General features: G+C 61.5%; 17 protein-coding genes. 9 read left to right on the top strand and 8 right to left on the bottom strand.

Going from position 1 to position 26,628, the window contains the following annotated elements:
• Positions 1–148: 148 nt before the first annotated feature.
• The 4 genes from Herbaro_RS20355 to Herbaro_RS20340 all read left to right on the top strand — a co-directional run bounded on the left by Herbaro_RS20355 (position 149) and on the right by Herbaro_RS20340 (position 6,499).
• Positions 149–676 (top strand): phosphatase PAP2 family protein, encoded by a 528-nt coding sequence (locus Herbaro_RS20355; RefSeq protein WP_275011419.1) that lies wholly within the window; start codon positions 149–151, stop codon positions 674–676.
• Positions 677–739: 63 nt separating this feature from the next.
• Positions 740–1,612 (top strand): FTR1 family iron permease, encoded by an 873-nt coding sequence (locus Herbaro_RS20350; RefSeq protein WP_275011418.1) that lies wholly within the window; start codon positions 740–742, stop codon positions 1,610–1,612.
• A gap of 293 nt (positions 1,613–1,905) precedes the next feature.
• Positions 1,906–3,603, top strand: coding sequence for a ShlB/FhaC/HecB family hemolysin secretion/activation protein (locus Herbaro_RS20345; RefSeq protein ID WP_275011417.1), 1,698 nt, complete (start codon positions 1,906–1,908; stop codon positions 3,601–3,603).
• Positions 3,604–3,625: 22 nt separating this feature from the next.
• Complete coding sequence (locus Herbaro_RS20340; protein ID WP_275011416.1) at positions 3,626–6,499, top strand: two-partner secretion domain-containing protein; 2,874 nt, start codon at positions 3,626–3,628, stop codon at positions 6,497–6,499.
• A 15-nt stretch (positions 6,500–6,514) separates the two neighbouring features.
• Here the strand turns inward: Herbaro_RS20340 and Herbaro_RS20335 are convergent, their stop codons facing one another.
• Positions 6,515–7,141, bottom strand: coding sequence for a response regulator (locus tag Herbaro_RS20335; RefSeq protein WP_275011415.1), 627 nt, complete (start codon positions 7,139–7,141; stop codon positions 6,515–6,517).
• A 174-nt stretch (positions 7,142–7,315) separates the two neighbouring features.
• Here Herbaro_RS20335 and Herbaro_RS20330 point away from each other — a divergent pair, with 174 nt between their 5' ends.
• Positions 7,316–9,112: a hybrid sensor histidine kinase/response regulator gene (locus tag Herbaro_RS20330; RefSeq protein WP_275011414.1), complete on the top strand. Its 1,797-nt coding sequence runs from the start codon at positions 7,316–7,318 to the stop codon at positions 9,110–9,112.
• Here Herbaro_RS20330 and Herbaro_RS20325 read toward each other — a convergent pair.
• Complete coding sequence (locus tag Herbaro_RS20325; RefSeq protein ID WP_275011413.1) at positions 9,109–9,729, bottom strand: TetR/AcrR family transcriptional regulator; 621 nt, start codon at positions 9,727–9,729, stop codon at positions 9,109–9,111. The genes Herbaro_RS20330 and Herbaro_RS20325 overlap by 4 nt on opposite strands.
• A gap of 145 nt (positions 9,730–9,874) precedes the next feature.
• On the opposite strand from Herbaro_RS20325, the gene Herbaro_RS20320 reads away from it, so the two are divergent.
• Positions 9,875–10,270: a RidA family protein gene (locus Herbaro_RS20320; RefSeq protein ID WP_275011412.1), complete on the top strand. Its 396-nt coding sequence runs from the start codon at positions 9,875–9,877 to the stop codon at positions 10,268–10,270.
• Between the two features lie 59 nt (positions 10,271–10,329).
• On the opposite strand, the gene Herbaro_RS20315 is transcribed toward Herbaro_RS20320, so the two are convergent.
• Entirely contained in the window at positions 10,330–11,322 is a 993-nt protein-coding gene (locus tag Herbaro_RS20315; RefSeq protein ID WP_275011411.1) for an SDR family NAD(P)-dependent oxidoreductase, read from the bottom strand.
• Between the two features lie 154 nt (positions 11,323–11,476).
• On the opposite strand from Herbaro_RS20315, the gene Herbaro_RS20310 reads away from it, so the two are divergent.
• Together Herbaro_RS20310 and Herbaro_RS20305 are read left to right on the top strand one after the other, a co-directional pair.
• Entirely contained in the window at positions 11,477–12,373 is an 897-nt protein-coding gene (locus Herbaro_RS20310) for an AraC family transcriptional regulator (protein ID WP_275011410.1), read from the top strand.
• A 120-nt stretch (positions 12,374–12,493) separates the two neighbouring features.
• A complete protein-coding gene (locus tag Herbaro_RS20305; protein ID WP_275011409.1) occupies positions 12,494–14,731 on the top strand; it encodes a hybrid sensor histidine kinase/response regulator in 2,238 nt (745 codons plus the stop codon).
• A 79-nt stretch (positions 14,732–14,810) separates the two neighbouring features.
• On the opposite strand, the gene Herbaro_RS20300 is transcribed toward Herbaro_RS20305, so the two are convergent.
• From Herbaro_RS20300 to Herbaro_RS20285, 4 genes are all read right to left on the bottom strand, one after another.
• Positions 14,811–15,878: an AraC family transcriptional regulator gene (locus Herbaro_RS20300; RefSeq protein WP_275011408.1), complete on the bottom strand. Its 1,068-nt coding sequence runs from the start codon at positions 15,876–15,878 to the stop codon at positions 14,811–14,813.
• A 142-nt stretch (positions 15,879–16,020) separates the two neighbouring features.
• Positions 16,021–19,626, bottom strand: a complete 3,606-nt coding sequence (locus tag Herbaro_RS20295) for an autotransporter domain-containing protein (protein WP_275011407.1) — start codon at positions 19,624–19,626, stop codon at positions 16,021–16,023.
• Positions 19,627–19,924: 298 nt separating this feature from the next.
• The gene (locus Herbaro_RS20290; RefSeq protein WP_275011406.1) at positions 19,925–21,508 is read right to left on the bottom strand and encodes an inverse autotransporter beta domain-containing protein; all 1,584 of its coding nucleotides are present in this window, start codon (positions 21,506–21,508) and stop codon (positions 19,925–19,927) included.
• 366 nt (positions 21,509–21,874) lie between these two features.
• Positions 21,875–22,711: an alpha/beta hydrolase gene (locus Herbaro_RS20285; RefSeq protein WP_275011405.1), complete on the bottom strand. Its 837-nt coding sequence runs from the start codon at positions 22,709–22,711 to the stop codon at positions 21,875–21,877.
• 687 nt (positions 22,712–23,398) lie between these two features.
• Here Herbaro_RS20285 and Herbaro_RS20280 point away from each other — a divergent pair.
• Positions 23,399–25,438, top strand: a complete 2,040-nt coding sequence (locus tag Herbaro_RS20280) for an autotransporter family protein (protein WP_275011404.1) — start codon at positions 23,399–23,401, stop codon at positions 25,436–25,438.
• Between the two features lie 171 nt (positions 25,439–25,609).
• On the opposite strand, the gene Herbaro_RS20275 is transcribed toward Herbaro_RS20280, so the two are convergent.
• Positions 25,610–26,557: a GlxA family transcriptional regulator gene (locus Herbaro_RS20275; RefSeq protein WP_275011403.1), complete on the bottom strand. Its 948-nt coding sequence runs from the start codon at positions 26,555–26,557 to the stop codon at positions 25,610–25,612.
• Positions 26,558–26,628: the final 71 nt, after the last annotated feature.

Below are 26,628 nucleotides of genomic sequence, written 5' to 3'. Positions count from 1 at the left end.
GCCAAGAATCGATCAGATCGCAAGGAATCCGTACGGCGGTATCTCTCGCGCAACGCGGGCACTGACCGCAGCGGGGGGCGCCGTCCTGTTCTCTGCTCTTGCTTATGTAGTGTCCCAGCGCAAGACACTGCCGATGGAGATACGCGTCATGGAGAAATTCCATGCGCATGCCTGCCCATTGCTCGATCAGGTGATGGTTGCCATCACTCACATGGGATCCGCGCTGGTGCTGGCGCCGCTGGAGATAGTTTTTCTGTGCTGGCTGCTCGGCCGGAGAAGGACGGCGATTGCGATATTCCTTGCAGCGGCCGTAGGGGGCGGCGCGGCGCTGAACTCGGTGTTCAAAGGGGTCTTCTTGCGATCCCGGCCCGAGCTATGGGGCACGCTGGTATCTGAGCACTCTTACAGCTTCCCTAGTGGGCACGCGATGCATACCATGGCCCTGTTTGTCGCGCTGGCATTTGCCTTTCGCAATGAGGCCAGAGGCCGGTGGCATTTTCCATTCGGCCTCGGCCTCGTCTTCGTTTTCTTGGTGGGATTTTCGCGCGTCTACCTTGGCGTTCATTATCCATCGGATGTGCTTGCAGGCTGGATGGCGGCAATAGCATGGGTCGCTTTGTGCTCCCTGCTGCTGCGGGAGGAACACCAGGCGATATTTTCCCGGGATATTCCCTAAGTTTCTCCTAAGTCTTGCCTCCTAACGTCCACGCTTTGGCAAGATTCATCCACAAGGAGAAGCATGGGGCAGACTTCATTCATCGTCTGGCGCGAGAGCGTAGAGGCGCTACTTATCGTCGGCATCCTGTTTTCCTGGATGAAGAATGGGGGAGAGCGTACCCGCTACGCGGTTCCCTACCTTTGGGGCGGAGTCGCACTCGGTATTCTGGCGGCTGTCTTGGCCGGATACATGCTCGTGGCATTCAACGATGCCCTGGACGGGAACGCGCAGACCTACTTCCAGATTGTGATCGTCCTCACTGCCGCCGCTCTTATCGTCCGTATGGCCTTCTGGATGCGCAAGAACGGGCGCACCATGAAGGCCGACTTGTTGGCGTCGCTCGACCACCAATCGACGAGGAAGACCGGCTGGGGAGTGTTGTTCCTTGCCGCCTTGGCGATAACGAGAGAGGGGAGCGAGTGCGCGGTCTTTCTCTACGGCGTGGGCGTCGGCCACGCTGGCAGCTCAAGTACGTTCATCAGTGCGGTGGTCATTGGCCTTGCGTGCGCAATTGCGACGTTCATGGCGCTGCAGCTTGGTGGGAAATTGATTTCATGGCGTCGGTTCTTCCAGGTATCTGAACTCATCCTCTTCTTCCTGGCAGCCGGCCTGCTTCTTACCGGGCTTGAGAAATGCATCGATCTTGTGCTCGAGAACACCGACTTCATGTCGGGACTGCCGCTCGTGGATGTGCTGACCACGAGGGCATGGGATACGAGGTGGCTATTGGATGACGGCACGGTCGTCGGCGGGATGGTATCCACCATGACCGGCTATCGCTCTCAGCCGGTGTACATGAGCATCGCCATCTACTGTACATATTGGGCGGCAATTGCCGTGGCGATCAGGCGAGGCAGGCAAGCGCCTGCCGCCCAAATGCGCAGCCGCGGATGATGCTGCGCCAGCCAGGCGCGCCTGGCGTACTGCAATCGTTGAATTGCATCCAATACCGGCCTGCCCTCTCGGGAAATTTTCGGCCAAAGCCGGCTCAGGTTTGAAGCGTCCTTCGGTCTTCTGCGCTTTTCGATGGATTGCGGCGCCAATGACCAGCGCATCTACTACATTTGCAGTATTCACATGCGTGGCCCGCGTTGATACGCTGGCGGCTTGCGCCATAAGAAATAGGGCTGCGAGGCTCTGGTCTGATCGCGCCGACCAGCAGCTTGACGATACTGCCGATGCCCGAGATGAGCACCCCCGACAAATACCGCCGCCCCGTCCGCCCTGACGCAGCCTTCCCGCTGGCGGGCTTGTTGATTGCCTCCTTTTCCTTCTCAGCCGCGCCGGCCTCGGCGCAGGCCCTGCCCGATGCCGGTCGCCTGCTGGACAATGTCCAGGCTCCCATGCAGCTACCCAGGAGCAATGTCGAAGCACTTCCGGCGCCCGCGCCGCGCGCGCCGTTGCAGCTCCCGGCCGATGTCAGGATCCATGTCGAGGCCATTCACATTGCCGGCGCCCAGGCATTCCCCGCGGGCGAGTTGCAAGGCCTGGTGAGCGACCTGATCGGCGGCCAGCACAGCCTGGCCGAACTGGAGCAGGGCGTCGAGCGCATCACCCAACACTACCGGCAAGCGGGCTACCTGTTGGCCCGGGCCTATCTGCCGGCGCAGGAAATCAGGAACGGCATGGTCCACATCCAGGTGCTGGAAGGGCGGCTGGGCAAGCTGTCGCTGGACAACCAATCCAGCTTCAGTGACGACCGGATACGCGAACAAGTGGCCGGGATAATGCCCGACCGGGCCTTGCGCAGCGATGCCGTGGAGCGCAGCCTGCTGCTGCTGAGCGACATCCCCGGCCTGGCCGTGCGTTCGACCCTGTCGCCAGGCGCCTCGCTGGGCAGCACCGATCTGGATATCCAGGTGAGGAATGGCAAGCCCCATGACGCCAGCGTGAGCCTGGACAACCTGGGCAATCGTTACACCGGCCAGGCGCGCGCCAACGGCAGCGTCACATTGAACAATCCCCTGGGCCTGGGCGATGCGTTGCAATTGAACGCCTTGAGTTCCGGCAGCGGCCTGGTCTACGGGCGCGTGAGCTATCAATTGCCGCTCAATCGCCAGGGCACCCAGGTCGGCGCGGCCTATGCCCGGATGCGCTACCGGCTCGGTGAAGAATTCAGCAACCTCGATGCCCATGGCACGGCCCGCATCGCCAGCCTCTACCTGCTCCATCCGCTGCTGCGAAGCCGCCAGGCCAATCTCAACCTGCAGATCAATGTCGATCACAAGGCGCTCGACGACAACATCGACATGACCGCCACCGCCACCAGCAAGACGCTCGATAACCTGACCGTGGGCCTGTCCGGTTATCGCAGCGACGACCTGATCGGCGGAGGCATCAGCCAGGGGAGCCTGAGCGTCACGGCGGGCAAGCTCAAGCTCGATGCCGAAAGCGCGGCGCTGGACGCCCTCGGTCACAACACGCAGGGCCATTTCTTCAAGAGCAACATGCAGCTCGGCCGGCTGCAGCGCTTGAACCGGGATTGGAGCCTGTCGGCGCAATTGAGCGCGCAGTACGCCGCAGGCAATCTCACCTCCACGGAGAAGATGTCGCTGGGCGGCGCCTATGGCGTACGCGCCTATCCACAGGGTGAAGCACCCGCCGACGACGCCTGGCTGCTTAACCTGGAGCTGCGTGTCGACGTCACGCCGCAATGGCAGGCGCTACTGTTTTACGACGCCGCACAAGGCCGTCTCAATCACACGCCCGTGGCCGGCGATGGAAACAATCGCCGCTCGCTCTCCGGCCTGGGCACAGGCATCCGTTGGGCAGGCCTGCAAGGCTGGAGCCTGCAGGCCAGCGTCGCCTGGCGCACCGACGAGGCGCCGAGTTCCGACAAGGACAAACTGCCTCGAGCCTGGCTGCAATTGGCCCGGCGCTTCTGAAGAACCCGCAAGAGGAAATCCCATGTGCCATTGCCGCCGCCCCCGCCATGCCCGCCCGCAAAACGAGCCGCAACCCCTGCCCAAGCCAACGCGTCGCGCATGGCCGATACTGGCCGCCCACCTGCTGGCCATGGCGGCCGGGGGCGCCTGGGCCGCTCCGGCCGATGGCGTGGTGACCAGCGGCAGCGGCGCCATCAGCAGCAGCGGCAATGTCACCAACATCACCCAAGGCAGCGGCAAGCTGGCCATCAATTGGAGCAGCTTCAATATCGCCGGCAATGAGACGGTCAATTTCATCCAGCCCGGGCGCGATGCCATTGCCTTGAATCGCATCATCGGCAACGGCGCCACCGAGATCTACGGCAAGCTCAACGCCAATGGCCAGGTGTTCCTGCTCAACCCCAATGGCGTACTGTTCGGCGCCAGCGCCAGCGTCAATGTCGGCGGCCTGCTGGCCAGCACCCTGAATCTCAGCGATGCCGATTTCAATGCCGGCAACTATCGTTTCACGGGTATCGCCGGCAGCGCCGCCGGCATCGTCAACCAGGGAAAGATCACCGCCGGAGACGGCGGCTACATTGCCCTGCTGGGCAGCCAGGTCAGCAACCAGGGTACCCTGGCCGCCAGGCTGGGCAACGTGACGCTGGCGGCCGGCAGCGACATGACGCTCGACTTCGCCGGTGACGGCCTGCTAAGCGTCAGGATCGACCAGGGCAGTTTGCAGGCGCTGGTGCAGAACAAGCAGCTGATCCAGGCCGATGGCGGCACTGTCTTGATGAACGCCAGGACGGCCGACACGCTGATCAAGGCGGTCGTCAACAACGATGGCATGATCCAGGCCAACGCTGTCGATACGCAGGGTGGCCGCGTCATGCTGGTTAGCAACGACGGGCAATTGCAGGTGAATGGCGGCATCAGCGCGCAGGGCGGCCAGGTAGTGGCCGATGCCGGCAACGGCGACACCGTGCTGCAAGGCCGTATCGATGTGTCGAATGCGACCGGCCAGGGCGGCCAGGTCAGCCTGCTGGGCGAGCGCGTCGGCCTGTTCGGCGCGGCGCAGGTCGACGCCAGCGGACGTGACGGCGGCGGCACGGTCCTGATCGGGGGCGACTTCCAGGGCCGCAATGCCTCCGTGCGCAACGCCAGCCAGACCCTGGTGTCGGCCGATGCGCAGATCGACGCCAACGCGACCGGCCAGGGCAACGGCGGACGCGTCATCGTCTGGTCCGACGGCGTCACCGTGGCGCAAGGCAAGATCAATGCGAAAGGCGGCGCCGCAGGCGGCGACGGCGGCTTCGTCGAGGTCTCCGGCAAGCAGACGCTCAATTTCAGCGCCCAGGTCGATACGCGCGTACCCCTCGGCACAATGGGGACGCTGCTGCTTGATCCGACCGATCTCCAGGTAATCGACTGCCAGACCAGTTGTGGATTCACCATACCGGTCATCGGTTTCGGCGACCTGCCTACCGGCTCATCCACAATACTTGGCGCCACGATAAGCAATGCCACCAGCAATGTCAGCCTGCAGGCGACCAACAGCATTAACTTTTACGATCCAGTGAGCATTGCCGCGGCCGGCAAATCGCTGACGGCCGAGGCTGGCAACAGCATCAACGTCTACAACGTCATTTATGCTCCCGGCGCCGTCACGCTGAAAGCCCCGTCCATCTACATATCGTCCAACGTCGATGCGGGCAGCAGCGTCCATTTGCTGGCCGATGACCTGACCATTAGCGGGGGAGCCGGCTCCCTCGTCAACGCCCCGAAGGTCAACATTGAGCCTTACAGCGCCGGATTCGGCATATCCGTCGGCGGCGCAGGTTCGGGCAGCGCGATGACGCTGTCAACAGGAAGCCTGGCTGCGATAGACGGAAACGCCACCCTGACACTGACAGCCAGCAACATCGATCTCAATACCACACTCAATCGCAGCGGCGACACCATCATGGTGGCCGGCAGGAGCTTCAACAGCACGGTCTCCAACATGTCGATCGGCGGCCGCTACCTGGTCTATACCGCCAACCCCGTCACCAGCAACCGCAACGGCGCCGGCGCCTACAGCAAGCATTACGACGTGAGCTATAACGGCGTCACGCCGGGCTATGCCGGCAGCGGCAACTGGTTCTTCTATAGCGTTGCGCCGACCTTGCAAGTCACGCCCACCGGCGGCACCATCGTCTACGGCAATGCCTTGCCCTCGGGCTATGCCATCAACACCGGTGGCTTGATCGACGGCGACACATTGCTCAGCGCCGGCATCTCAGGCACGGCTTCGTTCAGCGTTGCGAGCGGCAATACGTCGGGCTCGGGCCATGTCAATGTGGGCAGCTATGCCTTGGACTACACCGGCAACCTGGCCTCCAGCCTGGGCTACCAGCTGGTCTCCAACGCCGGCAACGTGACGGTCACCCCGGCGACCCTGACGGCCAGCGGCGCCATCGCGCAGAACAAGCCTTTTGACGGCAACACCGGCGCCACCGTCAGCGGCGGCGTGCTCAATGGCATGCTGGCGGGCGACGCGGTGTCGTTGAGCCAGAGCGGCAATTTCGGCAGCGCATCCATCGGCGCCGGCAAGACTGTCAATCTGGCGTTCAGCCTCACCGGCGCCGACCGCGGCAACTATGTACTGAGCAACCCGACCGGCATCGCGCTGGCCGACATCAGCGACAACACGCAAGCCATGGCCTGGTACCTGGCGGCGATCAGGGGCGCAGATCGTCCATCGCCTGCGCCGGCATTCGCGACGCAACGCAGTCTGGACATCGTTCGTCAAGAGCCGCCAGCCGCCGCTGTCGCCGCGCAAACCGAACAGTCGCGCAGCGATGGCAATGGCGATGTGGCGGGCAAGGATGATGCAGGCAACAGTACGCTGGCCATCATCAATGGCGGCGTATGAGCAAGGGGAATCCCATCAGTGCGGCAACAGCTTGCGCCGCATGGCGTAGGCGGTGACGTCGGCGACGTTGTGCAAGGAGAGTTTGGCCATCAGGTTCTGGCGGTGCTTGCGCACCGTCAGCACGCTCAGGTTGAGCGCCGCGGCGATGTCGTTGCTGGAATTGCCGCCGGCGATCAGGGCAAGGATTTCCTGCTCGCGCGCGGTGATCGATTGCACCTGTTCCGGCTGCGGCGCCGGCGCACTGGAAAAATGCACCAGGCTCTTGCTGAGGTAGACGATTCCCGACAGCACCAGTGAAATGGCGTAGAGCAGTTCTTCGACGTTTTCGTGCTTGAGCACATAGCCGTCGGCGCCGGCCTCGAAGGCGGCGTTGACGGAGGCGGCGCTGGGATTGCCGGTGAGGATCAGCACCCGGGTGCCGGCATGACGCGCCTTGATGCTGCGCGTCACCTCGATGCCGTGGCATCCGGGCAGGTCGAGGTCGAGCAGCAGCAAATCCGCGGCGTGCGTGCGCACCAGTTGCTCCACCTCGTTGCCGTCGCCGGTGTCGGCCGCCACGCGCAGGTTGGAGCGGGTGGCGATCAGCAGCTTGAGGCCGTCGCGGATGATCGCGTGGTCTTCAGCCAGCACGATCGATTTCATCGATTCAGTTCTCTCGGATTATTGTTCATCGCCATCCCCCTTGATCGCGCGGGCGCCCCGGCGCCCGGGCCGCATCGTGCGGCCGGCCATTGATGGGGCGATATTACAGTAAACTCGCCCAATTGCCGTCCGACAAGGGTTCCTGCCGGCACTTTATTTCCCCGCGGAATACTTATGACAAACCTGCTTCCGACCAGGGATCCCGCGCTCTACCGGGAACTGGTCAACACCTTGTACCGGCAGTCTCCGCCGATCTTCCTGGGCAACATTGCCGTTGCCGGGCTGACCGTGTTTCTGCTGTGGAACGAGGTGGCGCATCCCCTGTTATTGGGCTGGGCGGGGGCGATCTACCTGCTCACCGCGCTGCGCATCCTCATCGTCCGGAAAGACGGGCGGGCCGGCCCCCATCACCCCGACGCCACCGCGCGGCGCTGCTGGCATTACGTCTTCTGGGCGGCGGTATCGGGGTGCCTGTGGGGCGCGATGGGGCCGCTGTTCTTTGCACCGGACAATGCCATCGTCACGGTCTACACCTGCATCGTGCTGGCCGGGATGACCGGCGGTTCGGTCGCCTCGCTGTCGGCATTCTGGCCGGCATACTACGTCTACGCCCTGCCCACGGTGCTGCCGTTCGCGCTGCGCTCGTTCGCCCACGGCACGCCGCTGTTCTCGGTGCTGGGTGTGCTGTCGCTGTTCCTGCTGGGCGTGAACCTGGCCTACAGCCGGGTGATGCAGCGCACGCTGGCGGACGCCATCACCCTGCGCTTCGAGAACACGGCGCTGATCCGCCAGCTGACCGAAGAAAAAGAACGCGCCGAGCTGGCCAATCGCAGCAAGTCGCAATTCCTGGCGGCAGCCAGTCACGACCTGCGCCAGCCCACCCACGCGCTGGGCCTGTACATCGCCACGCTGCGCGTGGCGGCGCAAGCCCCGAAGATCGAGCGCGACGCCATCGAGATGCTCGCCGGCCGGCTGCAATCGGCGCTCACGGGGATGTCGCAACTGCTCAACGTGTTGCTGGACATTTCGCGCCTGGACGCCGGCGTGATCCAGGTGGAACGGCGCCGCCTTCGCCTGCAGGAGAGCTTCGACGCTCTGGGCAACCAGTACGTCCAGGCTGCCGCAGCCAAGGGCCTGCAGCTCAAGGTGCGGCGCACCGATGCCTGGCCCGATACCGATCCGGTGCTGCTGCAAAATATCTTGTCGAATCTCCTGTCCAACGCGGTGCGCTACACGCGCCACGGCAAGATCCTGCTGGCCTGCCGCCGCCGGCATGGCGCCTTGGAAATCCTCGTGGCCGATACCGGCATCGGCATCGCCGCGGACCAGTTCGACAATATCTTCCGGGAGTTCTATCAGGTCGGCAACATCGCGCGCGACCGCGAACAGGGCCTGGGATTGGGGCTGGCCATCGTCAAGAGGACCGCCGAGTTGATCGGCGCGGAGGTAGGCCTGCGTTCGGTGCGGGGCAAAGGGTCCTGCTTCACGGTGCGCCTGCCGCATCGCGACGCGCCGGCCGCCGGGCAAACTCCATCGGCCCGGGCCAGGCCGTTACGCCGGCGCGATGAGCGATACACCGTGCTGGTGGTCGATGATGACAAGCAGGTGCTCGATGGCATGGAGGTGCTGCTGGCCAGCTGGGGATATGCGGTCATCGCCGCACGCTCGCTGGAGCAGGCCCTGGATGAATTGGAGCACGCTGCCGTCCAGCTTATCGTGACGGATTTCCGGCTGGCCATGGAAGTGACCGGCGTCGACGTCGTGCACGCCGTGCGCAAGGCCATGGGATCGGACGTGCCGGCCATCATCGTCACCGGCGACACCTCGTTGCAGGGCATCAACGAAGCCAGCGCCAGCGGCTTCAAGGTGCTGCACAAGCCGCTCGATCCCTCAATGCTGCAAGCCGCGATGGTCGCGGCCCTTGATATCTCGTTACCGCCAAAGACGGACGACGAAGCTGCGCGCCGCTAGGATGTTGCCGGCCGCAGCAAGCCATTGGCCAGGTATCTGAACGCCTCAACGGCTTTCCTGGACACGGCCTTGGGCTGGTCCGATGAAGCAATCCACATGGCTGCGTTCAATGCAGCGCCATTGAGCAGGCGAGCGGTGGCTTCCGCATCTACATGATGGATCACGCCGGCGTCGATCAGCTCGCGCAGGCCAGCTATCGTCTTTCCCAGGCAAACGTTCTGACTGGGCCACTGCGAGGGATCCCCCAGCACGGCGGGACCGTCGCGCAGCATGATGCGCTGGACCTCGGGTTCCTGGGCCATCTCGATATAAGAGATGGCCTCTGCCATGAGCCGCTTCCAGGGGTCCTTTTCCTTGGCGTTGAGCGCGTGCGCCCTGGTTGCCATCTCCGTATCGATTTGATCGATGACAGCCTGCAGCAATCCCTTCTTGTCCCCGAAGTTGTGATACAGCGCCCCGCGGGTGAGGCCCACGCCGGCGGTCAGTTCATCCATGGACGCGTTCGCGTATCCGTATTGGGCGAAAGATGCACGGGCCGCCTGGATCAGCTTGGCCCGGGTTTCTTCCACCATTTCCGAACGGCTCTTCACCACGCTGGTTTCTCCCGATAAAAACATACGTGGCGTATTTTAGTTGACATACGATCCGTATGTTTGATTAAATTGACATACGTTGCGTATGCAAGTCGATCCTGCAACGCATGCCTGGAGCAGCCGGCGCCGGCTGCCCGTCTATTTCAATCAACATCCCTGGAGCACAGCCATGAACAAACGCGAGGCCATCTTTCCCGCCGGTCGGCAGGCCCTGTATGAGATCAACCAATATTCCGCCGCGATCCGTTCGGGCGACCTTCTGTTCGTGTCAGGACAGGTGGGAAGCCGGGAGGACGGTAGTGCGGAGCCGGATTTCGGACGTCAGGTGCAACTGGCCTTCGACAACCTGAAGGCGGTACTGGCAGAAGCAGGTTGCAGCCTAGACGACGTCATCGACGTGACCAGTTTCCATACTGATCCGCAGGCGCAATTCGATATCCTTAACGCCATCCGCCTGAAGGAATTTGGAGAACCTCCCTATCCCAACTGGACTGCGGTAGGGGTGAATTGGCTGGCAGGTTTCGATTTTGAAATCAAGGTGATCGCACGCATTCCGAGCGCCTGATCCCGCGGCGCCCAGGAGGAGGGCAATCCTCCTCCTGCCAGCTTGGCGGACGTCCGACGTCAGCGTCGCAACCGGTGGTCTTCGCCCGTCCATTGCGAGCACTTGGTCCATAGCTGTTCCGCACGTAGCGGATCGATGGCATAGGGACGCACGCCGGCGCTGAAAGCGCTGACGACGGCGTCATCGGACAGCATCGCGCCGATCCCGCAGTCTTCGCAGTAACGTCCTCCAATTGTCTCCGCATCGGCGACGATCCCCGCCCACAGCGTCGTGGCGGCGCCCTGCGCGGGGGTCTTCACCTCAAAGGGAGCATTGCCCAGCGCCAGGTGCTGTTCATTCATCGACGCAAAGGCCGCCTCGAAAACCTCAGGCGCTATATTGCGCGTCAGCTCCGTCAGGATGACGCCGGGGTGGACGCTTGCGGCACGCACGCCGCGATGACGGTGACGCGCATCGAAGACCGCGGCGAGCAAGGCATCGCCCGTCTTGGAACGGCCGTAGGCAACCCATGGATCGTAGGGGGTGTGCACGAAGTTGGGGTCGTCGAGATCGACATCTGCGAACCGGTGTCCGTTGGATGAGAGCATGATCAGCCTGGATCCGGCCGTCATCAAAGGGGCCAGCCGGTTGATCAATACAAAGTGCCCGAGGACGTTGGTGCCGAATTGGAGCTCGAATCCATCCTTGGTATGGCCGAACGGCGGCCCCATGATGCCGGCGTTGGCAATCACCAGGTCGAAGGGTTTCCCCGCCGCGGCCATCGCATCGCTCACTTCGCGCACCGATGTCAGATCGGCAAGATCCATCCGGATAATCTCGAGGTGTCCACCGGAAGTTTGCGCCGCGTCGCGAACGGCCTGCGTCGCGCCGCGCGCCTTGCCGAGATCGCGCACGGTGCCGATCACCTCCGCCCCGTGGGCCACCAGAGCGCGCGCGGTTTCGATTCCCAACCCTGCCGAGACGCCCGTAATGAATACCCGTTTGCCGCGCAGGTCGATGCCTGCCAATACCTCGTCCGTTGTGGACTTTGCGTTGAAATGTGCGTTGGTCAAGACGTTCTCCTGTTGAGTTCAGATGCGTGCGTTGCTGCACGTGCATTGCCAAGATACGCTTGGCAGGAGGGACGGTTTCGCCAAAACTGCGCAATTTCTTGCCTGATCCGCTCATTTTATTGAGAATGTCGATTTGTGCTGTCACACTGGATGCATGAAAGATCTCCTCGAGCAGATGAGTCGGCGCGTGCTGCGCCATGCGAACCCCAAGAGCCTGGACACCGGGATTCCAAGGCTCGCCATCGGCGCTTTTCGGCAACCGGAGCCGACCATGACGGCCATCGGTGCGGGCGTGTGCCTGATTTTGCAAGGCGCCAAGCAGATGATGGTCAACAGGAAAATGCTGCGCTATAGCGCGGGCGCCTGCTTCGCCTCCCTGATCGAGTTACCGACGACTTGTTGCGTGTTCGAAATGGATGGCGACAAGCCTTACGTCGGCACGGGCCTGACGCTGGACCACGACCTCTTCACGTCATTGATCGCCGACATGCCCGCCGCTCCCCAGAAAGGGGAGCTCCCGGCATTCAACATCGGGACGGTGTCGCGCGAGGTGCTTGAAGCCTGGGATCATTTGCTGGCGCTCCTCGATGCGCCCGACGATATTCCCATCCTCGCCGCATCGCGTGAGCGCGAGCTGATATACCGGCTGCTGCAGAGTCCGCATGGGCCGCTGCTGCGGCAAATCGCCCGCGAGGAGGGACGGCTGACGCAAATCAGGAGAGCCATCGACTGGATGCGCAATCACTACGATGAATCGTTCCCGATCAAGACTGTGGCCGACATTGCCGGCATGAGCGTTCCTTCATTCAATCGCCATTTCCGCGCGACCACGTCGATGAGTCCCTTGCAATACCATAAGACGCTGCGGCTGCAAGCCGCCCGGCGCCTGCTCGCCTCGGACGTGGACGCAACACGCACCGCCTATGCCGTGGGATACGAAAGCACGTCGCAATTCAGCCGCGAGTACTCCCGGCTGTTCGGGCATCCGCCGAAACGAGACGCTTCCCGCTTGCGTGGAGACCTGGTGGATGTATCGCGCATCGTCGTCTAGGGGGCCGTCCTTGCAGGCGGTGATCCGGCACGGGCCACACCCGGCGGTGCGCGCCTTCGGCTGCCGGACGGATCCATATTCGCGCATCGGGACGCCATAACACGGATAAACTGTCGCGCTATGTCCGAATCCAATGTCCGCTCCATGAAACTGCGTGCCCGTCTGGCGTTGATGGCCTTGCTTGCGCTGGTGCCCCTGCTGATATTCTCGGCGCTCGCCGCAAAGCGGCTGAGCGATGGCACGCGAGACAGCGCCATCAGGGCCATGCGGGAGACAGCCAGCGCCACCGCGCTGATCATCGACCGCGAACTGCAAGGCGCGGTGTCGGCGCTGCTTGCGCTATCCAGGTCGCCCTTGCTTGTCGATGAGAAATTCGAGCAGTTCTATGACCAGGCGAAGTCGGCCGCATTCGGCGAAATCGGGTGGGTGATCCTCTATTCCCCGGACGGTTCGCAGGTGCTCAACACCCGCATGCCCTATGGCGCGCCCTTGTTGATCCGGCCCTCGCCGGATGAACTCATGCCCATCATCGCCGCCAGGGGCGTCCACATATCCGGGATGGTGTGGTCGCGCGCGCTGAAGAAGCACATCATTTTTATCGACGTCCCCGTGACGACCCGCAGCGGAAAGAGCTACGTTCTGTCGCAAGCGGTCTACTCCGATCATTTCTCGCTGGCCTTCAAGGAGAGAAACATTCCCGCGAGCTGGGTCGTGGGCGTGTTCGACAAGGATGGATTGACGATAGGCCGCAGCGCGAAGGCCGATGAATTCGTCGGCAAGCCGGCAAACAGGGAGACGGTCGAGGCCATACGCTCGCAGTCGGACAATATCCGCAGGCACACGGTGCGGGGAAATCTCGACGTCTATGACGTCCTCACCCGCTCCGCGCTGTCGGGGTGGACTGTCGCCGTTGGCGTGCCGGTGGAGGAGATCGATGGCCAGGTGCGGGAGGCCGGCTACCTCGCCGCGGGAGGGCTGCTGCTGGCGGTCATCGCGGCCTTGACCGGCGCCGGAGTGGTAGGGCGCCAGCTGGCCGGTTCGATAGAAGCGGCTGCCGCCGCATCCAGCATGCTGGGAAAAGGCACGGAGTTGCCCGCAATGAAGCGATCGGGCACGCCCGAGGTCGACAAGCTGCAAGACGCCATCGCCAGTGCGGCGGCGAAATTGAAAGCGGCGGAAGCGCGCAATGCCGAGCTGCTCGACTCGGAGAGGGTGGCGCGACATGCTGCGGAAGTGGAAAACAAACGCAAGGACGAATTTCTCGCCATGCTGGGGCATGAGCTCAGGAATCCGCTCTCGGCAATCAGCGTTGCGGTTTCCTTGCTAAGGCTTAGGGTCGGCGACGATCCCGCATTGCGGCGGCCCACCGATATCATCCACCGGCAAAGCGATCACCTGCGGTCGCTGCTCAACGATCTTCTCGATCTCAGCCGGGTGATTTACGGCAAGGTCCGGCTTGATATGCAAGCGCTCGATCTGGGAGAACTCGTCGCAGCCTCGGTCAGGTCGATGATGGAAACATCGAAACTGACAAGGCACGCGTTCTCGTTCGATACCGAACCTGTCATGGTGCGCGCCGACCGCACCCGGATGGAGCAAGTGTTCAGCAACCTTGTCGACAACGCCGTCAAATATACCGACGAGGGTGGCTTGATCGACGTTTCGGTCCGCGCTGAGGACGGCATGGCCGTTCTCAGGGTGGCCGATTCGGGCGCAGGGATCGGCCCTGAACTTTTGCCATACGTGTTCGACGTGTTCGTCCAGGGCGACAACACCTTGGCCCGCACCGAAGGCGGCATGGGCATAGGCTTGAGCCTGGTGCAGAAACTGGCGGCCCTGCATGGCGGAACGGTGGCCGTGCGCTCCGCGGGGAGCGGCAAGGGGAGCACGTTTGAGGTGCGCCTCCCCCTCCTGGACAGCGGTATGCCGGCCGACGGCGGCATGGCGCAGGCGCCCGGCTCGTCGCTGAAGGGGATGAAGGTCTTGCTGGTGGAAGATCAGGATGACCTTCGGGAGATAACGCATGCCCTTCTCGCGGAGCTTGGCTTGGAGGTCTGGTCGTCTTCCAGCGGCAAGGAGGCGCTCGCCATGGCCGCGCAGCGCCAGCCGCATGCGGCGGTGATAGATATCGGCCTGCCGGACATGAGCGGCTATGAACTGGCCGTAGCGCTACGCAAAGCCATGCAGCCGGCTTCCATACACCTTGTCGCCCTGACAGGGTATGGCCTTGCGGCCGACAAGGAGCAAGCCGCCGCCGCAGGTTTCGGCCTGCACCTGACCAAACCGTTGTCCCTTGACGAATTGCAGCGCCATTTGGCCGATATAAACAACAGCGACCAGATTCCGGGCTGGCACTAGCCAACGGCGGCGGCATCCGCCTGGAAGAGCTCGGGCATTCTCGGGCAATTGTCGGGGCATGCCATGCATAAGCCGCCACTCACAGCAGCCAATGCTCGCCAGCGGCGCGGAAGTCCAGGGGGGATACGTCGTAGCTGCGCTTGAAGGCGCGCGAGAAATCGGAGGCGCTGCCAAATCCCAGGCCGTAGGCAATCTCCGCCACCGGCATTTGCCGCAGCTCGATCAACTCCCTGGCGGCGGCCCACAGGCGGCAGTTGCGGATGTACGCGGCAAGCCCGCCTTCCGGCTCGAACATGCGGTAGAGGGTGGGCCGCGGCACTTGCGGGAAAGCCCGCTGAACCGTCATCGCACTCAGCTCCTTTTTGTGCAGGTTGGCCATGATGTGGCGCTTTACGCAAGCCATGAGCGCTTGCCTGGCCACCGCGCGAGCGCCATCGTCAAGCCGCACCTGCTTGGCGAAGGCGGTCAGGATGAGATCCAGGCAAAGGCCGATGGCCTCCTGCGCGCTGCGTTGGTCCAGGAACGGAAGGCGCTGCGTCAGGTGCCGTACCTGCGCCTGGATCAACTGCCCCAGCGGCGATGCATAGGACAGGATCCTGCCGTGAATGGATTCGGGATCGGCAATGACTGCGGCGACCCTCTCGCGTGGCGTGAAAAACGCCAGCACGCGCGCCCGGGTAGGGCGGTGCATGCGCATGGTCTGGCCCATGTCCAGCGCCAGTACGCCCGGCACGAACTGCGCGGCCGCGCCATGGCGGCTGGAGGCGGTCACCGTTTCCATGACGCCCTCCACGGCGATATGGAACACGAAGTCGCGTACGTTGTCCCTGGAAATCCTGGCGCCGGTCCTGGCCTGGTGCAAAGGGTCGGTACGGACATCAAGGTAGATCATGTCCTTGAGGACATAGCTGTCAATTTCGCCGTAGAAGCCAGACAGCGTCTGGGCGCGCGAGACCGGCGTATCGAGGATGCGGCCGACATAGTCGGACCACGCGCGCGCCTGGAGCGCGCGGGATTCGTCGTTGACCGAGAAATGTTGATGTTGCACCAACGCGATTCCCGTTTCGGCCAAACTTGTCGGAAGCGCATAGCGGGTGCGCGCCCCTTGGATCAGACGGTCGACGTGTCTTGTATAGAGTTTTGTCATCCTGTCCGGCCCCAAACGAACGTCCCTAGTTACATGCCCCGCGGCGAATTTAGAGGTAAATCACCAATAGCGCAAGTCGGTCGAGGCATGCGGCGGGAGGTCACTTCGCCAGCGGAGGGGGGCGCTCCAGGCTGATTGTTGCTCAAAAGCGCCAGCGCGCCCGGGCGCTCGCGGTCTGGTTGGTGAAGCTGCTGCGCGCTTCCAGGTCGTAGCGCAGGCTCAGGTCCATACCGCCGCTGGTGGTGTACGTCAGCGCCGTCCCCAAGCGGCCGATCCACGGGCTTTGCTTGAGGCCGTAGGTCACGAAGGACGCGCCGGGTGCGCCCGCATAAGCGGACGTGATCGAGGCTTGCTTGTTGACTGTGTCGTAGCCCCGGCCGGCATTGAACGCGAGGTTGGTGTAGCGGTTCAGTTGCATATTCAGCCTGGCGTCGGTCGACAGCACAAACTGCGACACGCTGCGCCCATCCACATTCAGGTTGAGCACGCCCGCGCCCGATTCCGCATAGCCGGCATCGCGCACCCAGGTGTAGTCGGCGCGCACGCCCGGCGTGAAGCTGGTCGTCTCCGACAGCGCATAGCTGCGCGCGATGCCTGCGCCGACGTGCAGGCTGGTGCTGTCGTAGGCGCTGTCGGCCACGCTGGAGGCGAAGACGATGCTGCGCTTGCCCCGGTTGAAGTTGCGGCCGATATCCCCCTGGAAGTTCAGCTCGGTGTTCTGGTCCAGGGCGTAGCTGCCGTAGCCGATCAACTGGTAGACGTCGACCTTGCCAGACTGCGGCGCTTCCGCTGCATCGCTCGCGACGTTGCTGCGTGCATAAGCGAACGCCACGCCGGCACGCAGTTCTTCCGAGACATCCCGGTCAACACCGGCCACCACGCCGTAGATACTGGCATTGAAGCCAGGCACGCCATTGCGCTCGCCTTGGTTGGCCCAGGATCCGAAGGGCTTGAACCAGATGTTGCGGTCGCCCAGGAATTCTTCGCCCGAGGACAGGCCGCGGTTGCCGCCGATACGGGCCTGCACCACGCCATTGATGCCGCTGAAGGCCGCGTTGGTCGCCGCTTGCCCGCCCCCCACCAGCAGGGGCAGGGTCTGGCTCACGGCATTGGACAGCCGCCGTTCCTGGCCGGTGGTAAAGCCCTGGAACAGCGTGCCGATGGCGCCGCTCGGGTTGGCGCCGATGATCTGGTCGAGCGCTCTTGCCGCGCCGGCAGCGGGGAGATTGCCTTGGGTGTTGATGATCCCGAAGATGTTGCCGCCCAAACCGCTGTTGCGGGCAGGAGCCGCTGCCACGATCAGATCGACCTGGTTGCCGACATAGTTCGGCGTATAGGCAAATAGCAGACTGTTGGTGGAAGTCGATGCGAACGTGCCCGAGATCGCCGTCGCCGAAATGATCTGCGTCAGCGTGCCGGCCGACATGCCTGTCGCGCTGGCCGCATCCACGAACAAGGCGCCGCCCAGGTTGGCCGTCCCGTTGACCACCAGCTTGCCGTAGCTGCTCATGCTGGTCACGCCAATTCGCAAGGTGCCGCTGCCGCTGTTGGTGTACGCCCCGACATTTGCCGTCTTGCCGGCATCGACGGCCACTGTGCCCGCGTTGGTCACTGTGCCGCTGACGGTGGCATTGTCCGCGCGGGCGGTCGCTCCGTTCTGCACTGCCAGGGTGCCGGTCAGGCTCATGTTGTCGGCAAGTACCAGAGTGCCGCCTTGCGCCGTCCAGTCACTGGCGCCGTTGCCGGTCAGGGTCCAGGTGCCCGTATTTTCCTTGATGTAAGTGGTGAATCCCCGGTATTTGGAGGCCGCGCCAATATCGCTGAGCGCAAAACTTCCCGCACCGCTTGCGCCCCCTAGCGACAGAGTATCGCCGCCATTGCTTGCACCGCTCGTGCTGACCACGTTGCCACCGAACTGGCTGCCTACCAATAGAACCAACTTATTATTGCCGCCCGAAAGGTCTACTGCATTTGCGCCGCTGCCCCCGTTGATAATGCCACTGTTATAAATGATAGAGCTGCCGGATGAAACCACTGCTGCTGCTGCATTACCGGGGCTGCTGGCGCTGCCGTGGATGCTAGGGCCACCGATGCCACCGATGCCACCGCTGATGGTCCCTGAGTTAGTCAAGGTAAAGCCGCTTCCGGATACGCCGCTGCTCCCGTCGCCGCCGTTGCCGCCGCCGGCAGTACTGCTACCGCCGAGGGCGCCGTTGCCGCCGTTGCCGCCGTTCCCGCCACTGATGGATCCCGAGTTAGTCAGGGTAAAACCGTTTCCGGATATGCCGATGCCGCCGTTGCCGCCGATGCCGCCGCCGCTGATTCCGCTACCACCGACGCCGCCGTTGCCGCCACTGATGGCTCCCGAGTTAGTCAGGGTAAAACCGCTTCCGGATACCCCGATACCGCCGCCACCGCCGCCACCACTGCCGACGTCGCCGTAGTAGCCACTGCCGCCGTTACCGCCGTTGACGACTCCGAAGTTGGTCAGCGTAAAGCCATTTCCGGATACGCCAATACCACCGCTGCCGCCGCTGCCACCGTAGCCGCCGAGGCCGTAGTCACTGTTGCCGCCACTGCCGCCGCTAATCGTTCTGGAGTTGGTCAGGGTAAAGTTAGTTCCGGATACGCCAATACCGCCATCGCCACCTCGACCGCTGGTGCCGCCACTGTTGCTCAAGCCACCGCTGCCGCCGTTGCCGCCGTTGATGATTCCGGAATTGTTCAGGATAAAGCCACTTCCGAATACACCGATACCGCCGCTGCCGCCGTTGGCGCCGTTGGCGCCGCCGACTGCGCCATTGCCGACGCCGCCATTGCCGCCGCTGATGACTCCAGAGTTAGTCAGAGTAAAGGCGCTTCCGGATACGCCGATACCGCCATTGCCGCCAACGCCGCCACTGCTGGGGCTGCCTCCTCGAGTGCCACCGCTGCCGCCAGTACCGCCGCTGATGGTTCCGGAGTTAGTCAGCGTAAAGCCATTTCCGAAGACGCCGACGCCGCCGGCGCCGCCGCTGCCACCAGTACCCTGGCCAAGACCTTGCGTTCCGGCGTCGCCGCCGCTGCCGCCGGTGCCGCCAGTGATGGTTCCGGAGTTAGTCAGGGCAAAGTCATTTCCGGAGACGCCGATACCGCCGGCGCCGCCGCTGCCCCCATTGCCGTTATGAGTAGAGTTGTCGCCACCCCTGCCACCCCTGCCGCCGGTACCTCCATTAATAGTCCCGGCGTTGCCCAGGGTAAAGCCATTCCCGGAAACGCCAATACCACCTGCGCCGCCGCTGCCGCCATCGACACCGCTTGGGCCCGCAGCGCCGCTCCCGCCTTGGAGTCCTTGGATGCGGACGGTATTTCCAAGCGAGACATTCGCCGCCACGCCACTGATGTTCAACGTGACGCCATCAATCTGCACTGTGGTGCCAGCGTTGGCAATTATCGAGACTGCTGTGCTAATTGTAGGCAACGTACCAGTCACGGTAATGCTGGTCACGCCGGTTGCGATGGTAGTCGTATCGCCGCTGTTGGCCCGGTTGATTGCCCAGCTCAGCGTATCTTGCGCACCGGTACCGTCATCGGTATTGCTCGCGACGGTATAGGTCGCCGCCATCGTCGGCGTAGCCAGCAGCGTTGCCGCCAATGCCAACGCGACAGTGGCCGCGCGGTGCCCCTTGCCGCACGACGTGGCATTTTCCTGCGCGACGACAAACGCTCCTTGCTGGCGGTTCCACACCAGGCTATAGATCCTGTTCATGCTATTGATTTCCCCGGAAAACACATTCCCATCTGGTTGTTATGCCTTGCTGCTCCCCTCGTGGAGCACGCAACCTGTTTTTCGCGGAAAGGGTAATGGATGTTTTTCTTCTGACTTGACTGCCTGTCTCATTTTTTTGAATTTTATTTAGTGGCCAGAATGGCAACCACCCCGATTGAGGCGCGATCCCTATCCGCCGTCGCTGGCAGTATTGAGTGAGAACCTAAAACGCTTCCAAAAGAAAAATCCCGCAACGGTGCGGGATTTTTGTCATGTGCAGCTTTGCGCCCTGGTCTTGCTACGGACAACTGCTGCCATCAGTGAAAAATACGCTTCCCCGGAGACTTCCGCCGCTGCACACGCCGCTGATCAGCACATTCCCTACCGACCCCGCAGTGAATTCGTTGGTAAACGCCGAAGAGTTGATGCTGACATTGGATGTCCCCCCCGAAACGGTCAATGTATTTCCGTTGACAGTCGCCGTTCCCTGCCCGGCTTGTATTGCAGTCAGAGTGCCCGCGCCTGCACTCCCATTTACCGTGATGATATTGCCGGAGAGGATGGTCCTCCCTGGCGTGCCGGTGTTGACGCCGATGGCGTCATTGGCGCCGTTCTGCGTTACTGTGATCCTGTTGTCAGTAATTGTGGCGGCAACGGAGGCGTTGGAAACGCCGGTTCCAACGATGCTTCCATCCATCGTGTTGCTGATGTTCAGGTTGGATAAGCTACCGTGGTTGCCGACCGCGACCGCCGATCCGCTGGCATTGGTTGCGGCGATCACCGCGTTCGTATTGACGGTGGCAGTGCGTCCCGAGGCGGTAGTAACCTTAAGGCTTCCGGTAAGGGTCTGGTTGGCCGCCATGGCAACTTGCGATGTGGTGTTGAACGTACCGGATAACAGCACCAAGGAACCGCTGCTGGCGACCGCCGCCGGCAGATTTGCGCCGGATGTGGTCGCGCTGTCGATTACGCTAAAGCGCCGGCCGTCCGCGGTCGCGGACGCGGCCTCCGTCTGGTGTACGACATGACGCTGGGTGACCACATCGACATCCCGGACAATGGCCGCCGTCATGCGACGCGCCTGGGCCGATAAACGGTTGCTCGAACGATGCCCGCTCCCCAAGGGTATGCGCAATCGCACACTGAGAAATTGCTGGTTGCCGCGCGCGCCATCACGCTGCGCCTCCGCCCCCAGCAGCAGGGCCGATCCTTGGCCAAACCACGCGAGATCTTCAAACGCAAACTCCATCCGGGCACGAGGCCCTGTCACCGTCACGCCTCCATCGTTGAAATAGTAGCCGCCCAGATAGATGCGCAATTGACGCGTCGCCTCGGAATCAAAGATCGGCAATCGCCAACCGGATTCAAGGTCGAAACCGCGCAACGCGCGCTCCTGGTTAGTGGCGGTATCCACGACGACCGCCGCGCCGCTGACCCGCGCTGAACTGACGCTGCCCACATCACGGCTGCGGGTACCGACCGGAAGATACGCGTTGGCGCGCCACTCGATATCAGGACCGATTGCCTCACCCCCAAGAGTCGCCTGGTTGTAATAGAGGCCGGTATCGGCTGAGCGGCGGCGGTCGAAGTAGCCATAGGCGCCAAGGTTCCAACCGCTATCAAGCATGTGGCGCACCCCCAACCCAAAATTCCCTTCGCGCCCTCCCGAGTCATCGCCACGCGTGCGGATGTTGGCAAAGAACAAGGTGCGCGCCGTCTGCGCGACGGGGAAAAACATGTCCGCTTCCGCGAGACTGCGCTTGTTGCCGGGCTTGGCCTCCAGATCAAGGCGCGCGCCCCACAAGTCCTGATCGGCCGCCGCGTACGGGCTCACAAGCAGCCCATACAGCAACAGATAACGTGGAGACAGAAATGAAATCATGATGGTGACTGTTTGAGCTGGAGAGGGTTGCCAAGAGAAACCGTCACAAGTCACCGACCAACGAAAGCAGGGCGTGTTACTGGTTCCGGCAACAGCGCTGTCGGACAATCAACGGAGCCGATGAATGGCATGCAGCCTGCGCTGGGATCTTGCGGGAATGACCTGCGCATTCTCTGTGCACGCCATGTTGCGGGAGGGAGGGGGCGGTGTAAATACTGCAAATGCAGTACGCGGCTCTATCGAGCGCCGCTGCGGCAATGCCTTGTTATGAATGGCGTGTGATTGGAAATTGGCCAGCTCCTGGCCGATTACGGACATTGACACAACGTAGTTCGCGAATGCCTTGAAAGCATCGCGCTAAATCGCCTACTCACTGTCGCTGTTAATAGCGCCGCAGTATTGTGGCAGTTTGAGCAGCTCCGGCCAGACGGCTGCCCAGTTACCTTCGTGTGACAGTCCTGGCAGCACTTTCACATGGGCGCAGGCTCCTGCACGTTGGACAAACGCACTGGCAAACTGCGTGGGAACGACGGTATCGGCGCTTCCACTGAAATGAAATTGCGGGATGTCGGCCACACGGTTTGCGACATCGATGGCATTGAGCGAATCCGGCATCGGCGAAACTTTGTGCCAACGATTCAATGCCACCTGATCCAGGTTGCCTGCCACGGTGCGCAGGGTCGACACATCATGACGACGCGCGGCGACCAACACTGCGATAGCGCCGCCGCCGGAATATCCCACCAGATTCACGCGTTGACCGGGCAAGCGATCAAGGTAATGACCAACTGCGTCATTCATGGCGGCGACGATCTTAGGGGCGAATCGTTTGCTGGTCCAGTAGGCCGGGTCGCAAGCAGGGTTGTCCGCCATCGGCGTGAACTGGCAGGGGCGTGCCAGGTAGACCACATTGGCACTGTTGTCCGCCGCCGCCAACGTCAATCCCAAGGCCTTGCGCGGAGTCGGATCCGTTGAGGGTTCGTAGCGGCTGCGCCAGGCCAGGCCGTCACCCTCGATATAAAGATTCAAGGGTAGATCGGTGCGCGTGATGCGCACATAGGCGGTAAGCAAAAAAGGGCCAGCCTTGGTCCGTTCCAGTTGCAAGCCCGCCGGTTGTGCCAATGTGTCGGCATGAACTGAAGGATCACCAGCGCAGCCAGTCAAGATTGCCAACAAGATTGTGCCGAGAGCAAACCACGCCATGGGAAATATATTCCCGATGGCATGACGACGTTGTGCGGATGATTGTTTTAGGGAAGGCAATGGGAGGTTTGGTGGCGAACGCAAACCGCTATTCTCCATTCGTGTCGATCAGCGGTCAAACACACGCGCAATTGCCTCTTTCGTGGCTGCCTATGCGGGCAGCCCGGGACCAGGCTTTGTGACGACCGGATTGGATCACGGTCCGTGGCTGTTCAAAGTCGGCCCGGGCTCACAAGTTTCAGTGCCGAGTCACTGTTTACTGTGAGATTTTCTTGCTCTCCCGTAGCGGCGTCATGTCTACGTCTGAATATTTTGCATATAGGGCGTAGCCGCTACCGAATAGTGGCAGGCAGTAGAGCGGAGCATTTTCGCTTCCACATTTTTTGCGGTGATACATACGTCGGTATAGATGCCAAGGGCGCTGCGTGAAGCTATTGTCCTAAAAAATTGGAGGCCGCAGCGATTTCAGCAGATAAGACCAAGGCCGTGTGCAAAAAAATCCGCATGGAAACATTGTCGATCTGAAATTCCGTGTGCTCCGCCACGCATCAACGGAAATGTCGTAAAGAGACCTTCAGAGCCGCAAAACGCTGCCGATATCCCGAAAGGGCAAGAAATGCCGTTTATGCATTTCATTAAATAAACAAGAAATCACTTAGTCATTAAGAAAAAAAAAGGGAAACTCCAATGGCTCGCCGCAACAAAGCTGTTTCAGTCGTCACAAACAAGAAGTTTTTTCTCGTCGCCAGTTTTTGCCTGGCGCAGCCCGTATGGGCCCAATCGATCATTACTACCGGTAGCGTTGTTCGTTTTTCTTCAGGTGGGCGCATCGTCATTGCACCGGGCAATCAGGGGGCGTCTTTGGTCATTCCCGATAATTTGCTGGTTGCAGATTCCGGGTTGACCGGCACCATGACGATTCAAGATGGCGCCGTCGTGAGTGTTGCCAATGCAACTGGGGTATCAAACACCCCAGGCTCAAGCGGCACCCTCAATATCAACAACGGCGGTGTGCTGTTGACCGGTACTTTAGGAAGCGCCAGTAGCGTCACGACGAATGTTAATTTTGATGGCGGTATTTTACGCGCGAACAGCAATCAGGCTTCTTTTATAAGTGGCTTTTTAGCCAACACGATTCACATCAACAGCGGCGGAGCTTATTTTGATACGCAAGGCTTCACTGTTAGCTTCAATAACTCCACAGGGATCATCAACGGCTCCGGAACCCTCACCAAGCAAGGTAGCGGCACGCTCAACATCACTGGCAGCAATACGTGGACCGGTGGCACCGGCGTCTCTGCCGGTACCCTGGGCTTCACCACCTACAACCAGATCAGCGGCCAGACCTTGACCATCGGTGCCAGCAGCAGCGCCAACTACGGCAAGCTGAATGTCACCGGCGTGGCGACTTTCAATGCGGGCGCCAACCTCGCCGTCGATGTTGCCAGCGTCAACACGCTGGCCAAGGATCAGACACTGAGCGGCGTCATCAGCGCAGGCACCCTGAACGCGACCACCTTCAACGTCACCGACAACTCCGCGCTGCTTAATTTCACCGCAGTGCGCAACGGCAACACTGTCGATCTGAATGTCTCCAGCGCCAGCACCATCTTCGACGCCGCGAACAACCAAGGGATGAGGCCCGCTTACGCAGCGGCCCGCATCCTCGATACATGGAGCAGCACCGGCGATACCGGAACCGTCATCAGTGCCTTCAACCGTCTGCCCGATCAATCGGGTATCGCCCGTGCCGTCAACCAGACGCTACCTCAAAATGGCAGCGCTCAGGCAACGATGGGCGCACTGTCTTCCATCAATCGCATCATCGCCGGCCGCTTCGCCAACACCGGTTCAGGCATCTCCTCCGGTGAAGAGAGCATTAACAGGCAGGTCTGGATCAAGCCTTTCGGCTCCTACGCCAGCCAGGACGATGCCAATAACGTCTCCGGATTCAAGGCCAACACCTATGGCCTTGCTGCCGGCATTGAAACTGATATCGGCAGCGAAGGCGACACCCGCGTGGGGTTGTCGTACGCCTACGCAAGCACCCGGGTCAACGGCAACACGGCCCTGACCGGCACCGACAGCAACACCAAGATCGACAGCAACCTCATCGCTGTTTATGCCAGCAAACCGCTCAAGGAAAACCTTGCCTTGAATCTCCAGATGGACCTCGGCTGGAACGACAACCGCAGCGCCCGCAATATCAACTTCGGCGGCATCAATCGCACCGCCAACGGCAGCTACGGCGCCCTCAGTTTCCATACCGGCGCCAGCCTGTCGCAAGCCATCTCCATCGATCCGGCTAACACATTCTTCCCGTCAATCCGGGCTGACTACACGCGCCTCAAAGGACGCTCCTACACTGAAACCGGTGCAGATGCCCTCAACCTCAGTGTGGATGGCAAGACTACCGAAGCCTTTGTCATCGGGGTGGACGGACGCGTAGTCCACGCCATCGACGCGCACTCGCAAGTCGACGCTACCGTCGGCGCTGGTTACGACACGATCAATAACAAAGGCGATCTCGTGGCTAGCTATGCCGGCACGCCGGGACAAAGCTTTGTGGCGACCGGATTGGATCATGGTCCGTGGCTGTTCAAAGCCGGCCTGGGTTATACCTACAAGTTCAAGCAGGGCACAGACATTTCAGTGCGCTACGATGCGGAAGGACGCTCCGGATTCATGAATCAGGCAGCGTCGATCAAGGCGGCATGGCAGTTCTGAGTTTCGCAAGCAGCAGGTGTAAGTTACTCCAAGAAAAAAGCCCGTTTCAGCGGGTTTTTTTCTTTTGCATGGATGTCTGCTTCTGGCCGACAGCGGACTTGATTTTTGTGAGCAATTTAGTGCGCTGACTTCGCTTATTAAACATGGGGATTAGAAAACCGATTTCACAATTTATGCTCCTGCGCGCACATCGCGCCTCATAGATTGCGGAGGCACGCCGAAACCACGAATGAACACTTCACGCATGTGACGCCGATCGCGGAAACCAGTTTCACGGGCAATTATTTCAAGAGGATGCCTGCTCTTCTCGATCATCAGACGCGCCGCCTCCAAGCGCAGTCCTTCAATTGCCTTGGCAGGAGATAATCCGGTTTCTGCGGTAAACACGCGGCTAAACTGACGCGGGCTCAGGTTAACTTCCTCGGCCAACTCCTCGACGGTAAGGGCACGCGCCAAGTTCTTCCTTGCATAGTTAAGCGCGTTCTGGATGCGATCTGACTTGGGTGCCAGAGTCAGCATTTCGGAGTGCTGGGTCTGTCCGCCAGAACGATGCTGATGCATCACCAGGTTACGTGCAACGCCCCGCGCCACATCTTCGCCCAGATCCTTCTCAACCATCGCCAGCGCCAGGTCCAGTCCTGCGGTCATGCCTGCAGACGTCCAGAACGCGCCGTCAACAATATAGATGCGATCGTCTTCGACCTGAATATCCGGAAATCTCGTTTGCATGTCGCGTGCAAAGTACCAATGCGTCGTCGCGCGGCGGCGTTCCAGCAAGCCCGCTTCAGCCAGCACAAATGCACCTGTACAGATCGCCGCAATACGGCGTGCATCCCTCCCAACGCGCTTCAAAAATGCTCGTTCCTCAGGACTTGAGGGCGACTCAAGGGGATTGCCGACACCACAAACCATCCAAGTATCAATCTGTTCAGCCTCACTTGCCTTACGAGTGGCGATTGCTACCCCAAGCGAGGATCGCTGATCGCCGCCCTCAGCTGAAAAGTTCTGCACGACATAGAAGTCTTCACCGGCGACCTTATTGGCGTACTCGAAAACGGTCTGTGTCGCCAATCCCATTACTTGAAATCCATCGGTTAGCAAATAGCCAATTCTATGCATGTCCGTTTCCTATCAGAGGTTGTCCGAAAACATAACCATATCCGTCATTTAGGAAACGTTCAAGATACCTA

It is taken from the genome of Herbaspirillum sp. WKF16 (assembly GCF_028993615.1).
GTDB lineage: Bacteria > Pseudomonadota > Gammaproteobacteria > Burkholderiales > Burkholderiaceae_D > Herbaspirillum.
This window is presented reverse-complemented; position numbering and strand designations above follow the sequence as displayed.

Excerpts from the sequence above, each read along its gene's own strand:
- Herbaro_RS20355 (WP_275011419.1), top strand. The coding sequence starts at position 149 with ATGGAGAAATTCCATGCGCATGCCTGCCCATTGCTCGATCAGGTGATG.
- Herbaro_RS20350 (WP_275011418.1), top strand. The coding sequence starts at position 740 with ATGGGGCAGACTTCATTCATCGTCTGGCGCGAGAGCGTAGAGGCGCTA.
- Herbaro_RS20345 (WP_275011417.1), top strand. The coding sequence starts at position 1,906 with ATGAGCACCCCCGACAAATACCGCCGCCCCGTCCGCCCTGACGCAGCC.
- Herbaro_RS20340 (WP_275011416.1), top strand. The coding sequence starts at position 3,626 with ATGTGCCATTGCCGCCGCCCCCGCCATGCCCGCCCGCAAAACGAGCCG.
- Herbaro_RS20335 (WP_275011415.1), bottom strand. The coding sequence starts at position 7,141 with ATGAAATCGATCGTGCTGGCTGAAGACCACGCGATCATCCGCGACGGC.
- Herbaro_RS20330 (WP_275011414.1), top strand. The coding sequence starts at position 7,316 with ATGACAAACCTGCTTCCGACCAGGGATCCCGCGCTCTACCGGGAACTG.
- Herbaro_RS20325 (WP_275011413.1), bottom strand. The coding sequence starts at position 9,729 with ATGTTTTTATCGGGAGAAACCAGCGTGGTGAAGAGCCGTTCGGAAATG.
- Herbaro_RS20320 (WP_275011412.1), top strand. The coding sequence starts at position 9,875 with ATGAACAAACGCGAGGCCATCTTTCCCGCCGGTCGGCAGGCCCTGTAT.
- Herbaro_RS20310 (WP_275011410.1), top strand. The coding sequence starts at position 11,477 with ATGAAAGATCTCCTCGAGCAGATGAGTCGGCGCGTGCTGCGCCATGCG.
- Herbaro_RS20305 (WP_275011409.1), top strand. The coding sequence starts at position 12,494 with ATGTCCGAATCCAATGTCCGCTCCATGAAACTGCGTGCCCGTCTGGCG.
- Herbaro_RS20300 (WP_275011408.1), bottom strand. The coding sequence starts at position 15,878 with ATGACAAAACTCTATACAAGACACGTCGACCGTCTGATCCAAGGGGCG.
- Herbaro_RS20295 (WP_275011407.1), bottom strand. The coding sequence starts at position 19,626 with ATGAACAGGATCTATAGCCTGGTGTGGAACCGCCAGCAAGGAGCGTTT.
- Herbaro_RS20290 (WP_275011406.1), bottom strand. The coding sequence starts at position 21,508 with ATGATTTCATTTCTGTCTCCACGTTATCTGTTGCTGTATGGGCTGCTT.
- Herbaro_RS20285 (WP_275011405.1), bottom strand. The coding sequence starts at position 22,711 with ATGGCGTGGTTTGCTCTCGGCACAATCTTGTTGGCAATCTTGACTGGC.
- Herbaro_RS20280 (WP_275011404.1), top strand. The coding sequence starts at position 23,399 with ATGGCTCGCCGCAACAAAGCTGTTTCAGTCGTCACAAACAAGAAGTTT.
- Herbaro_RS20275 (WP_275011403.1), bottom strand. The coding sequence starts at position 26,557 with ATGCATAGAATTGGCTATTTGCTAACCGATGGATTTCAAGTAATGGGA.